The organism is Nonomuraea sp. NPDC004354, assembly GCF_053602555.1.
This window is the reverse complement of sequence record NZ_JBSGDV010000012.1, coordinates 114,720-131,247: the sequence shown is the minus strand read 5'-3', so window position 1 is coordinate 131,247 and position 16,528 is coordinate 114,720. Positions and strand designations below refer to the sequence as shown.

Genomic DNA, 16,528 nt, shown 5'->3' with positions numbered 1-16,528 from the left:
TCATGCCTCCGTCGAAGACCAGGATCCGTCGCAGGACGCTTCGCCAGATTCTGGGTGGCGTCCGGCGGCGGGCTCGGCGTGCGGCAAGCGCTGTCCGGCGCACCTGGCGGCGGTCGCTGCAGCTCCAGGTCATCACCAGCACGCTGGTGATCTCGGTGACCGTGGTGGCGGTGCTCGGCGTCTTCCTGGTCCAGGAGATCAACACCTCGGTGCTCAACGGCCGCAAGCTGTCGGCGGCCAACGAGGCCACCGCCGACCGGGTGGCCATCGCGGCGGCCCTCGACGCCGAGCCCATCGAACCGCCCAAACAGGGCGAGGGCCCGGCGGTCGCCGAGGGCCCGCTCGACGCGGCCGTCAACAGCATCATCGGCACCGGCGAGAACGGCTGGCGCAAGCGCTACCAGCTGCTCGTGCTCAACCCGACCGAACCGGGGCAGTCACGCGCCACCGGCAGCGTCCTGCCCACCGACGTCCCCGAGGACCTGCGCAACCGGCTCCTCCTCAAGCGCGACAAGGGCGTGCTCAACGACCCCCTGCAGGGCGTCTACCGGCTCAAGTTCGCCCCCAGCACCGAACCGCAGCTTACCCTGGTCGTGGGCGCCTTCATCGACGACGGCTACGAGATCTACCACTTCTTCCCGCTCACCGACGAGGAGTCGCTGCTCTCCATCGTCAGACAGGTGGTCGTGGTCGTGGGCATCGGCCTGGTGCTGCTGCTCGGCGCCATCGCCTCCCTGGTCACCCGCCAGGTGGTGACCCCCGTACGGCTGGCCCGCCAGGCCGCCGAACGCCTCGCCTCCGGGCGCCTCGACGAGCGGCTCAAGGTACGCGGCGAGGACGACCTGGCCCGCCTGGCCACCTCCTTCAACGAGATGGCCGCCAACCTGGCGCTCAAGATCCATCAGCTGGAGGAGCTGTCGCAGGTGCAGCGGCAGTTCGTCTCCGACGTCTCGCACGAGCTGCGCACCCCGCTGACGACCGTGCGCATGGCCGCCGACCTGCTCTACGACGCCCGTGAGGACTTCGAGCCGATGGCCGCGCGCTCGGCCGAGCTCATGCAGGCGCAGCTCGAGCGGTTCGAGTCGATGCTGGCCGACCTGCTGGAGATCAGCCGCTACGACGCGGGAGCGGCCACGCTCGACCTCGACTCCACCGACGTGCGCGACGTGGTGCTGCGCGCGGTGGCCGACTCCGAGGCGCTGGCCGAACGGCACGGCACCCGCTTCGAGCTGCGGCTGCCCAGCGAGCCCTGCATGGTCGAGATCGACAGCCGCAGGGTCGAGCGGATCCTGCGTAACCTGCTGTTCAACGCGATCGAGCACGGCGAGGGGCGCGAGATCGTCGTCACGGTGGGCGCCGACCGCGACTCGGCGGCCGTGGCCGTACGGGATCACGGCGTGGGCCTCAAGCCGGGCGAGGAGCAGATGGTCTTCGACCGCTTCTGGCGGGCCGACCCGTCGCGGGCGCGCACCATCGGCGGCACCGGGCTCGGGCTGGCCATCTCGCGCGAGGACGCCATGCTGCACGGAGGCTGGCTGCAGGCGTGGGGCTCGCCCGGGGAGGGCTCGCAGTTCAGGCTCACCCTGCCGCGCACGGCGGGGGCCGAGCTGAAGGGCTCGCCGCTCTCGCTCGTGCCGCCGGAGGTGGAGATGCGGCGGACGTGGCGCGGGCACATCACGCCGGTCCTCTCACCGGTGGTGGGGGAGGGGGTCTTCCATGCGGAGTAGGAGGATCCTGGCCTCCGTGATGGCGGCGAGCGTGATGTGCGGCGGCTCCGCCTGCTCGGTGATCTCGGTGGGCGGCCCACCCGAGCAGGTGACCCCCGCCGACGCGGCCGACTCGCTGAGCAAGCCGTTCCAGCGCATGGTCGCCACACCGCCCCAGAAGGAGTGGGACGCCGTCAGGACCGTCAAGGGGCTGCAGGCCTCCATGGCCAGCTTCGACGACGTCGAGCAGAAGATCCTGCGCGAGTACCTCACGCCCGAGGCCAAGCGCGCCTGGAAGCCGGACGGTTCGGTCCTCGTCGTCGAGGACAACCCCACCTACCAGCCGGTGGGCGACGACATCGTGCAGCTCGAGGCCACCCAGATCGCCGTCATCCACGACGACGGCTGGTACGAGCCCAAGCGGGAGAAGCTGACCCTGCAGTTCATGGTGGCCAAGACCCCGGACGGCTACCGGGTCGCCAGGCTGAGGAACGGGCTGATGCTGCTCACCGCCGCCGACGTGCGCAGGGCCTACGAGCCGGCCGACATCTACTTCCTCGGCGGGTCCGGCTCGCTGGACGACCCGGGCGCGCTGCCCGTCGTCGACCACGTCTGGCTGCCGATCAACCCCACCAGGTCACTGGCGGAGACGATCGTCGACAGGCTGCTCGAAGGGCCGAGCGAGTCGCTCGAAGGCGCCGTGTCCACCGCGTTCGAGGGCATCAGCCTCGACCGGATCACGCCCGGCGAGGAGTCGGTCGTGGTCTACCTCGAAGGGCGGTTCAAGCAGGACCCGCCACCGGCCGAGGCGCTGATGAAGCAGCTGCAGTGGAGCCTGCGCGAGGTGACCAAGGGCCGCAGCATCGAGGTGCGGCTCAACGGCGACACCTTCTACGACTCCACCCCGCTGGTCATCGGGCCCAAGGACAACGACGGCTGGCCGCGCCCGCCGGAGAGCAAGGTCTACTTCGTCCAGAACGGCCAGCTGATGTGGCTCGGCGCCAAGGGCGCGGGCCTGGCCGTCCCCGGACCCGTCGGCCAGCTCGGCGAGGAGTACAAGGAGCCCGCGATCGCGCCAGGCCCCCTCGCCAAGGGAGACCCGACCGAGTACGTGGCCGCGCTGAAGAGCGACGGGCGCAGCATCTGGACCAACCGGCTCTCGCCGGAGAGCCAGTGGCAGGAGGCGATCAAGGGCACCGACCTGACGCCGCCGAGCTGGAACTGGAACGGCACGCTGTGGACGGTCGACAGGATCGACGACCACACCTCCTACGTGCTGCGCCACGACAGCTCCAACCACGAGCAGCCGGTGACGCGCGTCGCCGCGCCCGAGCTCAACGGCAAGCGGGTCACCGCGTTCAAGGTGGCGCGGGACGGCACCCGCGTGGCGGCCGTCGTCTCCGACGGCGGCGCGCTGTCGGTCATGGTGGGTGTGATCGCGGGCGACCGGCTCGACCACTTCCAGACGTTGCTGACCACCGGGGAGACCGAGGAGATCAAGGACCTGGCTTGGAGTGACTCCGAGCACCTGATCGCGCTGGTGGGGAGCAGCTCGGGCAGCACGCCGACGGAGATCGACATCAGCAACGGGCAGCTGCGGCAGCTGGCGGCGGACAAGCGGATCACGTCCATCTCGGCCCTGAACGAGCGGCTGGTCGCCGGCACCGACGGCGAGGATGGCGGCAAGGTGCTGGAGCTGGTCCAGGACAAGTGGGTCGACACCAAGGTCCAGGCCGGCACCCAGTCACCGACCTTCCCCCTGGACTGACGCGCTCCTCCGGAGCCGCCGGCATCCGCCCTGACCGGCGGTTCTGCCGGTGCCGGCCTCGACCTTCCACCCCGGAGGCCCGGCCGCCCGCGCCGGGATTCTGTCGGTGCCGGCCTCCATGCTGGACCCCGTGCTGGACCTCCTCCTGCCCACCCGCTGCGTCGGCTGCGACAGGCGCGGCAGCCTGCTGTGCGACGCCTGCCTGGTCGTCGCCCCCGCCCCCCGCGCGCCCCGTCCCGCCCCCGCCGGCCTGCCCGCCTGCTGGTCGGCGACCCTCTACGAGGGCGCGGCCCGCCAGGCGATCCTCCATTACAAGGAGCGCGGCCGTACGGCGCTGGCCGTCCCGCTGGCCCACGCCCTCGCCTTCACCCTGGCCACGGCCGTCCCCGAGGGTGCCCTGGCCGTCGTGCCCGTGCCGAGCGCCGGGCGTGCCGTACGGGCCAGGGGGCACGACCCGGTCCGCCGTCTGGCCGCGCTCGCCGTACGGCAGCTGAGCGGGCTCGGCCGGGAGGTCACTCTCCGCACCGACCTCCGGCACGGCAGGCGGGTCGCCGATCAGGCGGGCCTGAGCGCCGCGCAGCGGGCCGCCAACCTCGCCTCCTCCCTGCGAGCCGACCCCGTGGGTAAAGGCCGCCTGGGCGGCCGCTCAGGCGCGTCCATGGTCATCGTGGACGACGTCGTCACCACGGGGGCGACGCTCGCGGAGGCGGCCAGAGCGGTACGTGCGACGGGAGCGGAGGTGGCCGCCGCGGTGACCGTCGCCGCGACACGCCGACACGGTCCACCGGATTTCCTCACGGAGGGTAAAGAGAACGCCAAGTCCGTGGCCTCCCCGGTTCGCCACATGTCCCTTCCTTCTGCGCAGCTCATCCGTCTGGAGAGGCAGGTCGAAAGGTGTGTTCAACCGTCAAAGGGGGCATCTTCTACCCCTTGAGGAGCCGAATAAAATCACGGAAAGTGATCTTTTGGGCGATCCTCAGGCTGACATTCGGTCCTGATGCGGATAGCGTTCTGACATGGCACCCGTTCGGGTCCGTGGTTGCGCAGAGCCGGGGGTCCCGGCTCTGCTAGCCGATGCCAGCCGCAGGCGAAACGGTCCACGTAAAGCGACTTTTTGTCGACTGATCACGGTGCGGCTTAGAGGTAAGTCCTGCCTTCCCGAGGGTCCAGATGTCCCTCGCCAAGAAGAGAAGGGCAGTAGTGGCACGGAGCCGCGAACCCCTCAGCAGGCGGATGTGGGGTCGAAGACCAGGTCGGCCGAACGGGTGCCACTGGAGCCATTGGTGACGACGTGTCGAAAGAGGGTAACGGTGAAACTAGACCACGCCTGGCATGCACGTCGCCGGGCGCTCTGTCTCAGTCGTTAGACGAAGGGGGGCTGTTGCATGGACATCATCGTCAAGGGACGGCACACAGGAGTGAGTGACCGGTTCCGAGACCATGTGACGACCAAGCTGGCCAGGATCGAACGTCTGGACAACAAGCTCATCCGAGTGGATGTGGAGGTGTCGAAGGAGCGCAACCCCCGCCTCGCCGACCAGCGCGAGCGTGTCGAGCTGACCATTCACTCCCGCGGACCGGCGGTCCGCGCCGAGGCCTCGGCCGACGACCGATTCGCCGCCCTCGACCTCGCTCTCGACAAGCTGGAAGGTCGCCTGCGGCGCATCGCCGACCGGCGCAAGGTGCATCACGGCAACCACGCGACCCCTTCCGTGGCGGAGCTGACAGCCGCACTCGCCGATGTGTACGAAGCGACGCCGGAGGCCATACCCGCCCCCGCCCCGGCGGAGTCCGAAGAGGAGTTCCTGCCCGACGACAAGGCCTATGACGACATCGTCCCCATCGAGATGGACGGCGACGGGCCATGTGTCGTCCGGGAGAAGTTCCACAAAGCCGAACCCATGACCATCGACCAGGCCCTCCTCGAGATGGAACTGGTCGGGCACGACTTCTATCTGTTCCGCGACAAGGAGAGCGGCCAGGCGAGCGTCGTCTACAGCCGGCGCGGCTACAACTACGGCGTGTTGCGGCTCGTCGAGCCCTGAACAACGCCAACGAAGATCCTCTCGACCACCCCAGGACCGCAAAAGCCTGGCATCATGGCGGTTCAACGGCTCTGGCCCCCCACGAGGAGGAGACGTGAGCGAGCGCAGCGAGCGAGCCGGGGCGGCGCGCCTCGGCCACGTGAGCGAGCGAGCCATCAGGCAGATGCGGTCCGCTGAGGAGGCCGCATGAGCGACCCGATCCGCGTGATGATCGTTGACGATCACGAGCTGATCAGGCGCAGCCTCGCGCTGGCTTTGGCCGCCGAGGACGACATCGAGGTGGTCGGCGAGGCCAGCGACGGTCAGGAGGCGGTCGAACTCGCCGATCGTCTTCTGCCCGACGTGGTGTTGATGGACGTCAGGATGCCCCGCCAAGGCGGCATCGAGGCGACCCGCGGCATCAAGGCGTCGGTGCCCAGCACGCGGATCATCATGCTGACGGTCAGCGACGAGGAGGAGGACCTCTTCGAGGCCATCAAGGCGGGGGCGACCGGCTACCTGCTCAAGGACGTCCAGATCGACGAGGTGCCCGACGCGGTGCGCGGGGTGTACGAGGGGCAGTCGCTCATCAACCCCGCCATGGCGGCCAAGCTCATCACCGAGTTCGCCAACATGAGCCGCAAGGAGGCCGAGCGGCCGCCGCAGCTGCCCGTACCCCGGTTGACCGACCGGGAGATGGAGGTGCTGCGGCTGGTGGCCAAGGGGATGAACAACCGCGAGATCGCCAAGCAGCTGTTCATCTCCGAGAACACGGTGAAGAACCACGTGCGCAACATCCTGGACAAGCTACAGCTGCACTCCCGGATGGAGGCGGTGGTCTACGCCGTCCGCGAACGCATGCTGGAGATCACCTGAGGCTCCGCCCTCACCCTGCGTGACCAAACGGGGCGCCCCTTTCCGGGGCGCCCCGCTTCGTCCGGGGCTGCCGTCAGCGGGCCGCCCGGCTTCGTCTGGGTCTGCCGTCAGCGGGCCGCCCGGCGCGTCAGCGGAGGTCGGGCAGGGCGAGAGGGAGTGCGTCGAGCAGCGGCTTGGCGTGCGCCTCGGAGGTGACCCGCTCCACCCGCACGTCGGTGCACCCCACCCAGCTCGCCGCCGACCAGAGCGCCTCCCGCACCCCCGCCAGGTCGGCCGGCCGCACCCTCGGCGACTCGAACGACACGTGCCTGGCCACGAACGTCTGCCCCTCGCGCGCCGGATCGACCCGCGCGATCAGCTTGCCGCCCGACAGGACCGGCATCGTGAAGTACCCGTGGACCCGCTTCGCCTTGGGGACGTAGAGCTCCAGGGTGTAGTCGAAGCCGAACACCCGCGACGTGCGGCCCCGGTGCCAGATCAGCGAGTCGAACGGCGAGACGAGCGTGGTGCGGTGCCGCCCGCGCGGCTCCGACGCGAGCGCCTCGGGGCTCGCCCAGGCGTCGGCGGCCTGCCCGTTCGGCGCCCAGCCGGCCACCTTGACCGGCACCAGCCCGGCCGCGCCGCCGGCCAGAGCCTGGTCGAGCAGCGCGGCGTAGGAGCCCCTCAACCTGAGGAAGTCGATCAGGTCGGCGCGCGTGGCCACGCCGAGGGAGGCGCCGGCGACGGCGGCCAGCCGTACGACGCACTCCTCGTCGGTGAGCTCCTGCCCGAGCAGGTCGGCGGGGACGGCACGCTCGGCCAGGTCGTAGACCCTGCGCCAGCCGACGCGCCTGGTGCAGACGAGCTCGCCGATGTCGAGCAGCCACTCGAGCGCGATCTTCGAGTCGGACCAGTCCCACCATTCGGCGCTCTTCTTGGCGCCGCCGATGTCGGAGGTGGTGACCGGGCCGCTGTCGCGCACCTGGTGAAGGACCTTCTCGTAGTCGGCGGGCACCTCGTGCCAGCGCTGCCGGCGCGCGCGGTAGGCGCGGCGGCGGAAGCCGTACAGCGGCCAGTGCTCGATCGGCAGGATGCAGGCGGCGTGGCACCAGTACTCGAAGCTGCGGGCGGGGTTGTGCCAGTAGGCGCGCTCGACGGTGGTCCTGCCGACGGCGCCCAGCCTGCCGTAGGCGACCAGTTCGTGGGAGCGGGCCAGGACGGAGACCGTGTCGAGCTGGACGGCGCCCAGCCTGCGCAGCATCCCCTGCACGCCGCCGCGCCTTCCATCGGCGCCCAGGAAGCCCTGGGCGCGCAGGATCAGGCGGCGCGCGTCGTCGGCGCTCAGCTCGGTCATGTCGTGGATCCGGGGGTACGGCACAGCATGCCGCGATCGTAACGGCGGGCACCGACAGAAAACCGTGCCCGGGGGACCGCGGCGCCGTTCACCCGTCGCGCCACGGATCGCCACCACGACCGGCGCCTCGACATGGACCGCCCCGGCCTCCACCGGTCAGGGGCACGTCCACCGGTCAGAGGGCACGTCTACTGGTCAGGGGGCACGTCTGCCGGTCAGCGAGCACGTCCACCGGTCAGGGGGCACGTCTGCCGGTCAGCGAGCACGTCCACCGGCTGGGGAGCACGTCTGCCGGTCAGGGAAACGCCGGTCGGGAGGTGTCCGCGCGGGGTGACCACCCGCCGCACAACGGTCGGCCGGCACCGGCACCGGCACCGGCGTCGGCATCGGGCGGACGCCGGGAGCGACGCCTGGGTTCGGGTCCTGGAACGGCGACGGCGGGCGGCGGGGTCTGGATCCCCTGCCGCCCGCCGTCGGCGGAGTTCGTCAGCGATGGTCCTCGGCGCGCATGCCGACACGGGGCGCGTCGATGACGACGTCGGAGAAGATGTCGAAGACAAGGGCGAGGACCCCGCCGAGCACGAAGATCCCGACACCGACCCAGACGATCATCCAGTTGGCTGTCGTCAGGCCGACACCGCCCACGGTGAACCCGGCCAGCATGATGCTGACCGCCAGCCACGAGGACGCCCGTCCGGCGTGGTTGCCAAGGTTGTGACCATCTGCCATGGCCTATCCCTCCTGAAGATGTTTCCCGCCGAGCCATGTCAATGGTGCGAGATCAAACCAGATCGGCATACGCTCTGCCGAAAGACCATTCTCCCAGACGGGTGTTGCGGCCTCCTAGTCGCGGTGGCTGTGTCTGGTGGCGGAACCGCCTACGATGGCCATGGGGAAGTTTGTCTCAGCCTCTCCTCCTGGCGGCCGCCGGGGTAGACCTGCGAGGAGCTTTACACAAAGTGCCAGCCATTCTCGACAAGATTCTGCGCGCCGGCGAGGGCAAGGTCCTGCGCAAGCTCAAGCGGATCGCCGACCAGGTCAACTCCATCGAGGACGACTTCAAGAGCCTGTCCGACGCGGAGTTGCGCGCGCTTACGGACGAGTTCAAGCAGCGACACGCCGATGGGGAGTCGCTCGACGATCTGTTGCCCGAGGCTTTCGCCGCGGTGCGGGAGGCGGCGCGGCGCGTGCTCGGCCAGCGCCCGTACGACGTCCAGATCATGGGCGGCGCCAACCTTCACCTGGGCAACATCTCCGAGATGAAGACCGGTGAGGGCAAGACCCTGACCTGCGTGCTGCCCAGCTACCTTAACGCGCTGACCGGCAAGGGCGTCCACGTCATCACGGTCAACGACTACCTGGCCCAGCGTGACGCGGAGAAGATGGGGCGGATCCACCGCTTCCTCGGCCTCGAGACCGGGGTGATCATCGCGGGGCAGAGTCCCGAGGAGCGGCGCAAGATGTACGCCGCCGACATCACCTACGGCACCAACAACGAGTTCGGCTTCGACTACCTGCGCGACAACATGGCCTGGTCGCTGGACGAGTGCGTCCAGCGCGGCCACAACTTCGCGATCGTCGACGAGGTCGACTCCATCCTCATCGACGAGGCACGTACGCCGCTGATCATCTCGGGTCCCGGCGAGCAGTCGGGCAAGTGGTACACCGAGTTCGCCAAGATCGTGCCGCGCCTCCGCAGGGGCGTCGAGGCCAAGAACCCGGGCGAGCCCAGCACCGGCGACTACGTCGTCGACGAGAAGAAGCGCACCGTCGGCGTGCTCGAGTCCGGCGTGGAGAAGGTCGAGGACTGGCTCGGCATCGACAACCTCTACAAGCCCGAGCACACCCACCTGGTCGGCTTCCTCAACAACGCGTTGAAGGCCAAGGAGCTCTACAAGAAGGACAAGGACTACATCGTCGCCGACGGCGAGGTCCTCATCGTCGACGAGTTCACCGGCCGAGTCCTGCACGGGCGCCGCTACAACGAGGGCATGCACCAGGCCATCGAGGCCAAGGAGGGGGTGAAGATCAAGGACGAGAACCAGACGCTCGCCACGATCACCCTCCAGAACTACTTCCGTCTCTACAGCAAGCTCGCCGGCATGACCGGCACCGCGGCCACCGAGGCGAACGAGTTCCACCAGACCTACAAGCTCGGCGTGGTCCCGATCCCGACCAACCGGCCGATGATCCGCAAGGACCAGTCCGACCTCATCTACCGCACCGAGGACGCCAAGTTCACCGCGGTCGTCGAGGACATCAAGGAGCGCTACGCCGCCGGCCAGCCGGTCCTGGTCGGCACCACCTCGGTCGAGAAGTCCGAGCGGCTGTCGAAGATGCTGACCCGCCAGGGCGTCAAGCACGAGGTGCTCAACGCGAAGAACCACGCGCGTGAGGCGTCGATCGTCGCCGAGGCGGGCCGTAAGCACGCCGTGACCGTGGCCACCAACATGGCCGGTCGAGGCACCGACATCATGCTCGGTGGCAACCCCGAGTTCCGCGCCGACACCGAGCTGCGCCAGCGCGGCCTCGACCCCGTCGAGACGCCGGAGGAGTACGAGAAGTCCTACGCCGAGGCGCTGGAGAAGGCCAAGCAGGCGGTCAAGACCGAGCACGAGGAGGTCACCGAGCTCGGCGGCCTCTACGTCCTCGGCACCGAGCGTCACGAGTCGCGGCGCATCGACAACCAGCTGCGCGGCCGTTCCGGACGTCAGGGCGACCCCGGCGAGTCGCGCTTCTACCTCTCGCTCGGCGACGACCTCATGCGGCTGTTCAACTCGCCGCGCGTCGAGGCGATCATGGTCAGGATGAACATCCCCGACGACCAGCCGATCGAGTCGGGCATCGTCACCAAGGCCGTCGCCTCCGCCCAGCACCAGGTCGAGCAGCAGAACTTCGAGATCCGCAAGAACGTTCTGAAGTACGACGAGGTCATGAACCGGCAGCGCAAGGTGATCTACGCCGAGCGCCACCGGGTGCTGGAGGGCGCCGACCTGCACGAGCAGGTCCGCGGCTTCGTCACCGACGTGATCGACGAGTACGTCGGCGCCGCCACGGCCGAGGGCTTCTCCGAGGAGTGGGACCTCGACAAGCTGTGGAAGGCGTTCGGCGAGCTGTACCCGATCTCGATCAGCCTCGAGGACGTCGTCGAGGGGGCGGGCGGCCGCGAGGAGCTGTCGGCCGACGTGCTCCGCGACAAGATCAAGACCGACGCCCTCGCCGCCTACGACCGGCGCGAGGAGGAGCTCGGCTCCGAGGCCATGCGCGAGCTGGAGCGGCGCGTCATCCTGTCGGTCCTCGACCGCAAGTGGCGCGAGCACCTCTACGAGATGGACTACCTCCAGGAGGGCATCGGCCTGCGCGCCATGGCGCAGCGCGACCCCCTGATCGAGTACCAGCGCGAGGGCTTCGAGATGTTCTCCGCGATGCTCGACGGCATCAAGGAGGAGTCGGTCGGCTACCTGTTCAACCTCGAGGTCGAGGTGCAGGAGAACCCGATCGTCGAGGAGTCGGCGGAGATCGCCGAGACCCGGTCGATCATCGCGCGTGGCCTGCGCGGGCCGCAGCGGCCGACCGAGCTGGAGTACACCGCTCCCGGTGAGGCCGGCGAGGTCGAGCACACCAAGGTCCGCACGACGGCCGCCGAGCGTGCCGCCTACGGCAACGTGGAGCGCAACGCGCCGTGCCCGTGCGGGTCGGGCAAGAAGTACAAGCGCTGCCACGGCGACCCGAAGCACGTCGAGGCGTAGCGGCCGGCGTTTCGAGGCCCCGTCCCCACGTGGGGGCGGGGCCTTTCGCATGCGGCCCACCGGCCGCACACCGGGGAGTAGCGGAAGCGCGGGTCGGGTTCCGGCGTGGCGTGATGCCGAGGGCACGGTACTGCCGGGGCGCCGCGGTCCTTACCGGGTGGTGGGCTGCGGGGGGCGGCAGATTCCGGGGTGGTGGGCTGCGGGGGGCGGCAGATTCCGGGGTGGTGGGCTGCGGGGGGCGGCAGATTCCGGGGTGGTGGGCTGTGGGGAGCGGCAGGTTCCGGGGTGGTGGGCTGCGAGGGGCGGCAGGTTCCGGTGGTGGGCTGCGGGGGCGCCGGGTTCTGGGGGGTGGCTGAGGAAGCGGGGGCAGGTCGGGTGTGGAGGGTCGTCGGTGGGGTAGTGGCGCGGGGCGTCGGTAGAGGGCGGTACGGCGGGCGGGAGGCCCGCCGTACCGGCGTGTCCGGTGGGTTCGGACTACCGGGGTGTCAGGCGGTCTCGAAGTCGGTGCACAGCCACTGGACACCGCGCCGTTCCAGCCGGAGCGCCAGCACGTGGCTGCGTTCGCCGCAGTGCACCAGCAGGCACATCTCCACCACCCCTTCCCCGGGCTGCGTCACGCGGGGAACGCCCGCGAACGGCCGGCCGCCGGTGGTGATCATCTTTCCGGCGCGGACGAGTTCGGCGTAGGCCCGTTCGGTGAGCCGGTCGCTGACCGTTTCGGGTGGCCGGCGGCCGGCCAGGATCTCGGCGAGCGCCTGGCCGAGGTGGCGCAGGTGGCGCTCGTCGGGGATGGAGCCGGGCGGCCCCCAGACCAACGGGAGCGGGTCGGGGGCGAGGGCGAGCGACCCCTGGGTGGTGGGCTCCGGACCGTGGTGCTCCCCGTCGTACGGCGGGTCGGGGACGGGGGTGAGGGTGACGCGGGGGAGCGGAGCGGGACGCAGCCGTGATGCCATGAAACCTCCAACCTCATGCGGGAGAACGTCGGTATAAGGAGTTTTCGGTCCCAAGCCCAGATACATCAGTCGCCAACTTTTCCGCTTCTCCCGATCTTTTTGCGGGGATCAACGAAGAAGATCACGACGAGTTGGATCGGTTGGTCACCAGCCTGTCGTGCATTTCGGCGGACGCGCATGGCGTGCCTGCCGTTCCGAATCCATTCCGGCCGGTATTTGGGGCCGATTGCCGGCCCGTCGAATGTCAGCGAGCGGGCTGCTCGGTGTCCTCGTCGGGCTCCCGGCCCGGGGTGAGGATGTCGAACTTGCGTATCAGGAAGCTGAAGAGCGCGTAGTACAGGACGAAGTAGACCAGCCCGATCGCGATGATCAGGACCAGGTTGTGGGTGTTCGACTTGGTGGCGTTGAGCAGCATGTCGATGCCACCCGCCGAGAAGCTGAACCCGAGGCGGGTGTCCAGCGTCGCGAGCAGGGCCATGGAGACCCCGGTGAGCAGCGCGTGCAGGACGAACAGCAGCGGCGCCACGAAGATGAACGCGAACTCCACCGGCTCGGTGATCCCGGTGACGAACGCGGTGAGGGCGGCGCCGACCATGATGGAGCCCACCGCCGCCCGCTTGTGCGAGGGCGCCGCCCGCCAGATCGCCAGCGCCGCCCCCGGGACGCCGAACATCAGCACCGGGAAGAAGCCGGTCATGAAGATCCCCGCGCCCTGCTGGCCGATGGCGTAGCACTTGAGGTCGCCCGCGGCGTGCACGCCGTTCACCGTGCACTCGGGGATGACGGTCCAGACGATCGAGTTGATGAAGTGGTGCAGGCCGAGCGGGATGAGCAGGCGGTTGGCCACGCCGTAGACGCCCGCGCCGACGGTGGAATGGGTGGCCAGCCAGTCGCCGAAGGCGGTCAGCGCGGTGCCGATGGGCGGCCAGATGATGCCGAACACGACGCCGAGCCCGAGAGCGGCGACGGCGGTGATGATGGGGACGAACCGTCTGCCGCCGAAGAAGGCCAGCCAGGTGGGCAGCTTGATCCGGTAGTAGCGCTGCCAGAGCACCGCAGCCACCAGGCCGATCACGATGCCGCCGAGGACGCCCGTCGGCTGGGCGGAGGCGGCCTGGTTGATGACCGTGCTGTGGTCCTGGAGGGTGAGGGTGACCTTGGCCCTGACCGCCTCGCTGGTGGAGTAGAAGAACATGCGGCGGGTGACCTGGTCGAACACCAGGTAGCCGACGACGGCGGCCAGCGCGGTCGAGCCGTCGGCGCGCTTGGCGAACCCGATGGCGACGCCGACCGCGAACAGCAGCGGCAGGTTGTCGAAGAGCGCGCCGCCGGCGGCGGCGAAGATGACGGCCACCTTGTCGACGAAGGCGTTGTCGGTACGGCCGAGCAGGTCGTCCTGGCCGAAGCGGAGCAGCAGGCCGGCGGCCGGCAGGACGGCGATGGGCAGCATGAGGGATCGGCCGATCCGCTGCAGCACGGCGAGGACGGCCGACCAGAAGGACGTGCGGCCGTCGGCGGTCGTTTCGCTCATCCCGACACCCCCGGCAGATCGTCACGGGGGATGCGGGGTATCTACCACGCCCCGTCCTGCGGAAACGCCTCCCGCACGGCGACGGGCGCGCGGCCGGCGCCCGGGCGGGATGGCCCGAGGACGGCGGGTCCCGAGGGGTGGGTCATGGCCTGTGGCGGGTCTCGGGCGGGGTTTCCCGAGGGCGACAGGTCATGAGGGCGACAGGTCTTGAGGGCGACAGGTCTTGAGGGCGACAGGTCATGAGGGCGACGGGTCATGAGGGGCGGGTCATAGGGGGTGGGTCATGAGGGGTGGGTCATGGCGTGTGGGGTTCGGACGGGGGCCTGGGGGTGGGTGGGGAGGAGGGGACGGTGGCGGTCTCGCCGGAGTCGACGTCCACCTCCGGCTCCCGTCCCGGCGTCATGATGTCCAGCCGCCTGATCAGGAAGCTGAACACCACGTAGTAGACCGCCCCGTAGATCACCCCGATGACCAGGATCCCGATCACGTTGTTCGTGTTGGACTTGCCGGCGTTCAGCAGCATGTCGAGCAGCCCGGCCGAGAAGCCGAACCCGAGCTGCCCGCCGACCAGCGTCGTCACCGCCATCGCGATCCCGGTCAGCACCGCGTGGACGACGAGCAGCACCGGCGCGACGAAGATGAACGCGAACTCGATCGGCTCGGTGATGCCGGTGACGAACGAGGCGAGCGCCGCCGAGAGCATGATGCCGCCGACCGCGGTCCGCTTGCCCGGCAGTGCGGCGCGCCAGATGGCCAGGGCCGCGGCGGGCAGCGCGAACATCATGACGGGGAAGAACCCCGCCATGAACTCGCCCGCGCCGGGGTCGCCGCCGAAGTAGCAGTTCCAGTCGCCGGCGAAGGTGCGCCCGCCGATCTGGCACTCGGGGACGACGTACCAGACGATCGAGTTGACGAAGTGGTGCAGGCCGAGCGGTACCAGCAGCCGGTTGAAGAACCCGTACAGGCCGGTGCCGAGTGCTCCCGCGTCGGCCAGCGCCCGGCCCGCCTGGCCGATCCACTCGCCGAGCACCGGCCAGATCCAGCCGATGAGCACGCCGATCAGCAGCGCCGCGATCGAGGTGATGATCGGCACGAAGCGCCGCCCGCCGAAGAAGGCCAGCCACGAGGGCAGCTTGATCCGGTAGAAGCGCTGCCAGAGCACCGCGGTGACCAGCCCGATCAGGATGCCGCCGAGCACCTTGGTCGGGTTCTGGATGCCGTAGTTGATGATCTCCTTGATCCCCTGGCTCTCCGCCTGGCGGATCATGACGGTGTCCCTGATGGCGGACTCGAAGAACATCACCTTGGTGACGCGGTCGAAGACCAGGTAGCCGACCACGGCGGCCAGGGCGGTGGAGCCGTCGGCCTTGCGGGCGAACCCGATGGCCACGCCGACCGCGAACAGCAGCGGCAGGTTCTCGAACAGGGCGGCTCCGGCGGCGTCGAGCACCTCGGCGACGTGGGTCATCCACGCGAAGGCCGCCACGTCGGCCAGTCCTCCGGGTTCGGCGCCGTTGGCGCCCAGCATGTCGGGCTGGCCGAAGCGCTGCAGGAGCGCGGCGGCGGGCAGGGCGGTGATGGGGAGCATGAGCGAGCGGCCCATGCGCTGGAGCACGGCCATGAAGCGGGCGAACGGCGAAGGGATCGCGGCGGACTCGGTCACCGGGAGTTCCTCCGGAGTGTGGGGGGTAAGGACCAGGCCCGGCCGGGGGACCTGGCGGGGCGGGGTGACGAGCAGGACCCAAGCATGCCGTACCCCCTGCGAGCCGGTCAGCCGCGACGGGCGGGGATCTCCAGGACGGTGCGCAACTGGTACCGATCGGCCCGGTAGGTGGACACGCCCAGCTCGGCGCAGACCCCACCGGAGAAGGAGCGGCGTTGCAGCAGCAGCACCGCCCCGCCACGGGGCAGCTTCAGCAGGTCGGCGTCGCTGGGGTCGGCGATCCCTCCGTCGATGGTCAGCTCGCCGGCGTCCATCACGATGCCGTAGCGCGCCTCGAGCAGCTGGTAGAGCGACTTGCCCGTCAGGTCGTGGTCGGCCAGGTCGGGCGCCAGCGAGACGGGGATGTGGGCGCGCTCGATCGACAACGGCTCGCCGTCGGCGGTGCGCAGCCGTTCGATGAAGTGGACCTCCTCGCCCGGCTGGATGCCGAGTTCCTTCGCCAGGTGGGCGCTCGCGCGCACGATGCGCCGGTCGAGGTCGCGGGAGCCCGGTTCGAGGCCGCGGGCGCGCATGTCGTTGGTGAAGGAGGTGAGCTGGAGCGCCAGCTCGATCTTCGGCCTGGCGACGAAGGTGCCCTTCCCGGGCACCCTGTGCAGCCGGCCCTCCGAGACCAGGTGGTCGACGGCCTGGCGGACGGTCATCCGCGACAGGCCGAAACGCTGGCAGAGCTCGCGCTCGGACGGGATCGCCGCGCCGATGCTCAGCTCGTTGCTGTCGATGAGATCCAGCAGGATCTCGCGGAGCTGGAAGTACTTGGGCACCGGGCTGTCCGGATCGATGTGCGCCACGGATCCTCCCCTCGATCTGACCTGGGCGATGAGTTATGGTTCGTACTGGTCTAGTCCGGACTAGACCACATGCCGGA

12 protein-coding genes are annotated in these 16,528 nt (G+C 69.7%); 6 read left to right on the top strand and 6 right to left on the bottom strand.

What is annotated here, in order from left to right; translation table 11 throughout:
* The first annotated feature begins 2 nt into the window (after positions 1-2).
* From mtrB to ACWENQ_RS28970, 5 genes are all read left to right on the top strand, one after another.
* Positions 3-1,727 carry an MtrAB system histidine kinase MtrB gene (mtrB, locus tag ACWENQ_RS28990; protein ID WP_452417069.1) on the top strand — a complete coding sequence of 575 codons (1,725 nt, stop codon included), beginning with the start codon at positions 3-5 and terminating at the stop codon, positions 1,725-1,727.
* Complete coding sequence (locus ACWENQ_RS28985; protein ID WP_449920461.1) at positions 1,717-3,474, top strand: LpqB family beta-propeller domain-containing protein; 1,758 nt, start codon at positions 1,717-1,719, stop codon at positions 3,472-3,474. The genes mtrB and ACWENQ_RS28985 overlap by 11 nt, the downstream gene beginning before the upstream one ends.
* 130 nt (positions 3,475-3,604) lie before the next feature.
* A complete protein-coding gene (locus ACWENQ_RS28980) occupies positions 3,605-4,408 on the top strand; it encodes a ComF family protein (RefSeq protein WP_452417067.1) in 804 nt (267 codons plus the stop codon).
* Between the two features lie 451 nt (positions 4,409-4,859).
* Entirely contained in the window at positions 4,860-5,519 is a 660-nt protein-coding gene (hpf, locus tag ACWENQ_RS28975) for a ribosome hibernation-promoting factor, HPF/YfiA family (RefSeq protein WP_354911157.1), read from the top strand.
* Positions 5,520-5,705: 186 nt separating this feature from the next.
* Positions 5,706-6,374, top strand: coding sequence for a response regulator transcription factor (locus tag ACWENQ_RS28970; protein WP_354911159.1), 669 nt, complete (start codon positions 5,706-5,708; stop codon positions 6,372-6,374).
* A 127-nt stretch (positions 6,375-6,501) separates the two neighbouring features.
* Here ACWENQ_RS28970 and ACWENQ_RS28965 read toward each other — a convergent pair whose 3' ends face one another.
* Complete coding sequence (locus ACWENQ_RS28965; RefSeq protein WP_452417065.1) at positions 6,502-7,707, bottom strand: winged helix-turn-helix domain-containing protein; 1,206 nt, start codon at positions 7,705-7,707, stop codon at positions 6,502-6,504.
* Between the two features lie 486 nt (positions 7,708-8,193).
* Positions 8,194-8,436: an HGxxPAAW family protein gene (locus ACWENQ_RS28960; protein ID WP_449920468.1), complete on the bottom strand. Its 243-nt coding sequence runs from the start codon at positions 8,434-8,436 to the stop codon at positions 8,194-8,196.
* 230 nt (positions 8,437-8,666) lie between these two features.
* Here ACWENQ_RS28960 and secA point away from each other — a divergent pair, with 230 nt between their 5' ends.
* Entirely contained in the window at positions 8,667-11,456 is a 2,790-nt protein-coding gene (gene secA / locus ACWENQ_RS28955) for a preprotein translocase subunit SecA (protein WP_354911168.1), read from the top strand.
* A gap of 485 nt (positions 11,457-11,941) precedes the next feature.
* Here the strand turns inward: secA and ACWENQ_RS28950 are convergent, their stop codons facing one another.
* The 4 genes from ACWENQ_RS28950 to ACWENQ_RS28935 form a co-directional block, all read right to left on the bottom strand.
* The gene (locus ACWENQ_RS28950; RefSeq protein WP_449920472.1) at positions 11,942-12,409 is read right to left on the bottom strand and encodes an Rv3235 family protein; all 468 of its coding nucleotides are present in this window, start codon (positions 12,407-12,409) and stop codon (positions 11,942-11,944) included.
* A gap of 244 nt (positions 12,410-12,653) precedes the next feature.
* Positions 12,654-13,940: a PTS transporter subunit EIIC gene (locus tag ACWENQ_RS28945; protein WP_449920474.1), complete on the bottom strand. Its 1,287-nt coding sequence runs from the start codon at positions 13,938-13,940 to the stop codon at positions 12,654-12,656.
* Positions 13,941-14,235: 295 nt separating this feature from the next.
* On the bottom strand, positions 14,236-15,603 hold the full coding sequence (locus ACWENQ_RS28940; protein WP_452417063.1) for a PTS transporter subunit EIIC: 1,368 nt from the start codon (positions 15,601-15,603) through the stop codon (positions 14,236-14,238).
* Positions 15,604-15,710: 107 nt separating this feature from the next.
* Entirely contained in the window at positions 15,711-16,451 is a 741-nt protein-coding gene (locus ACWENQ_RS28935) for a GntR family transcriptional regulator (RefSeq protein WP_354911176.1), read from the bottom strand.
* Positions 16,452-16,528: the final 77 nt, after the last annotated feature.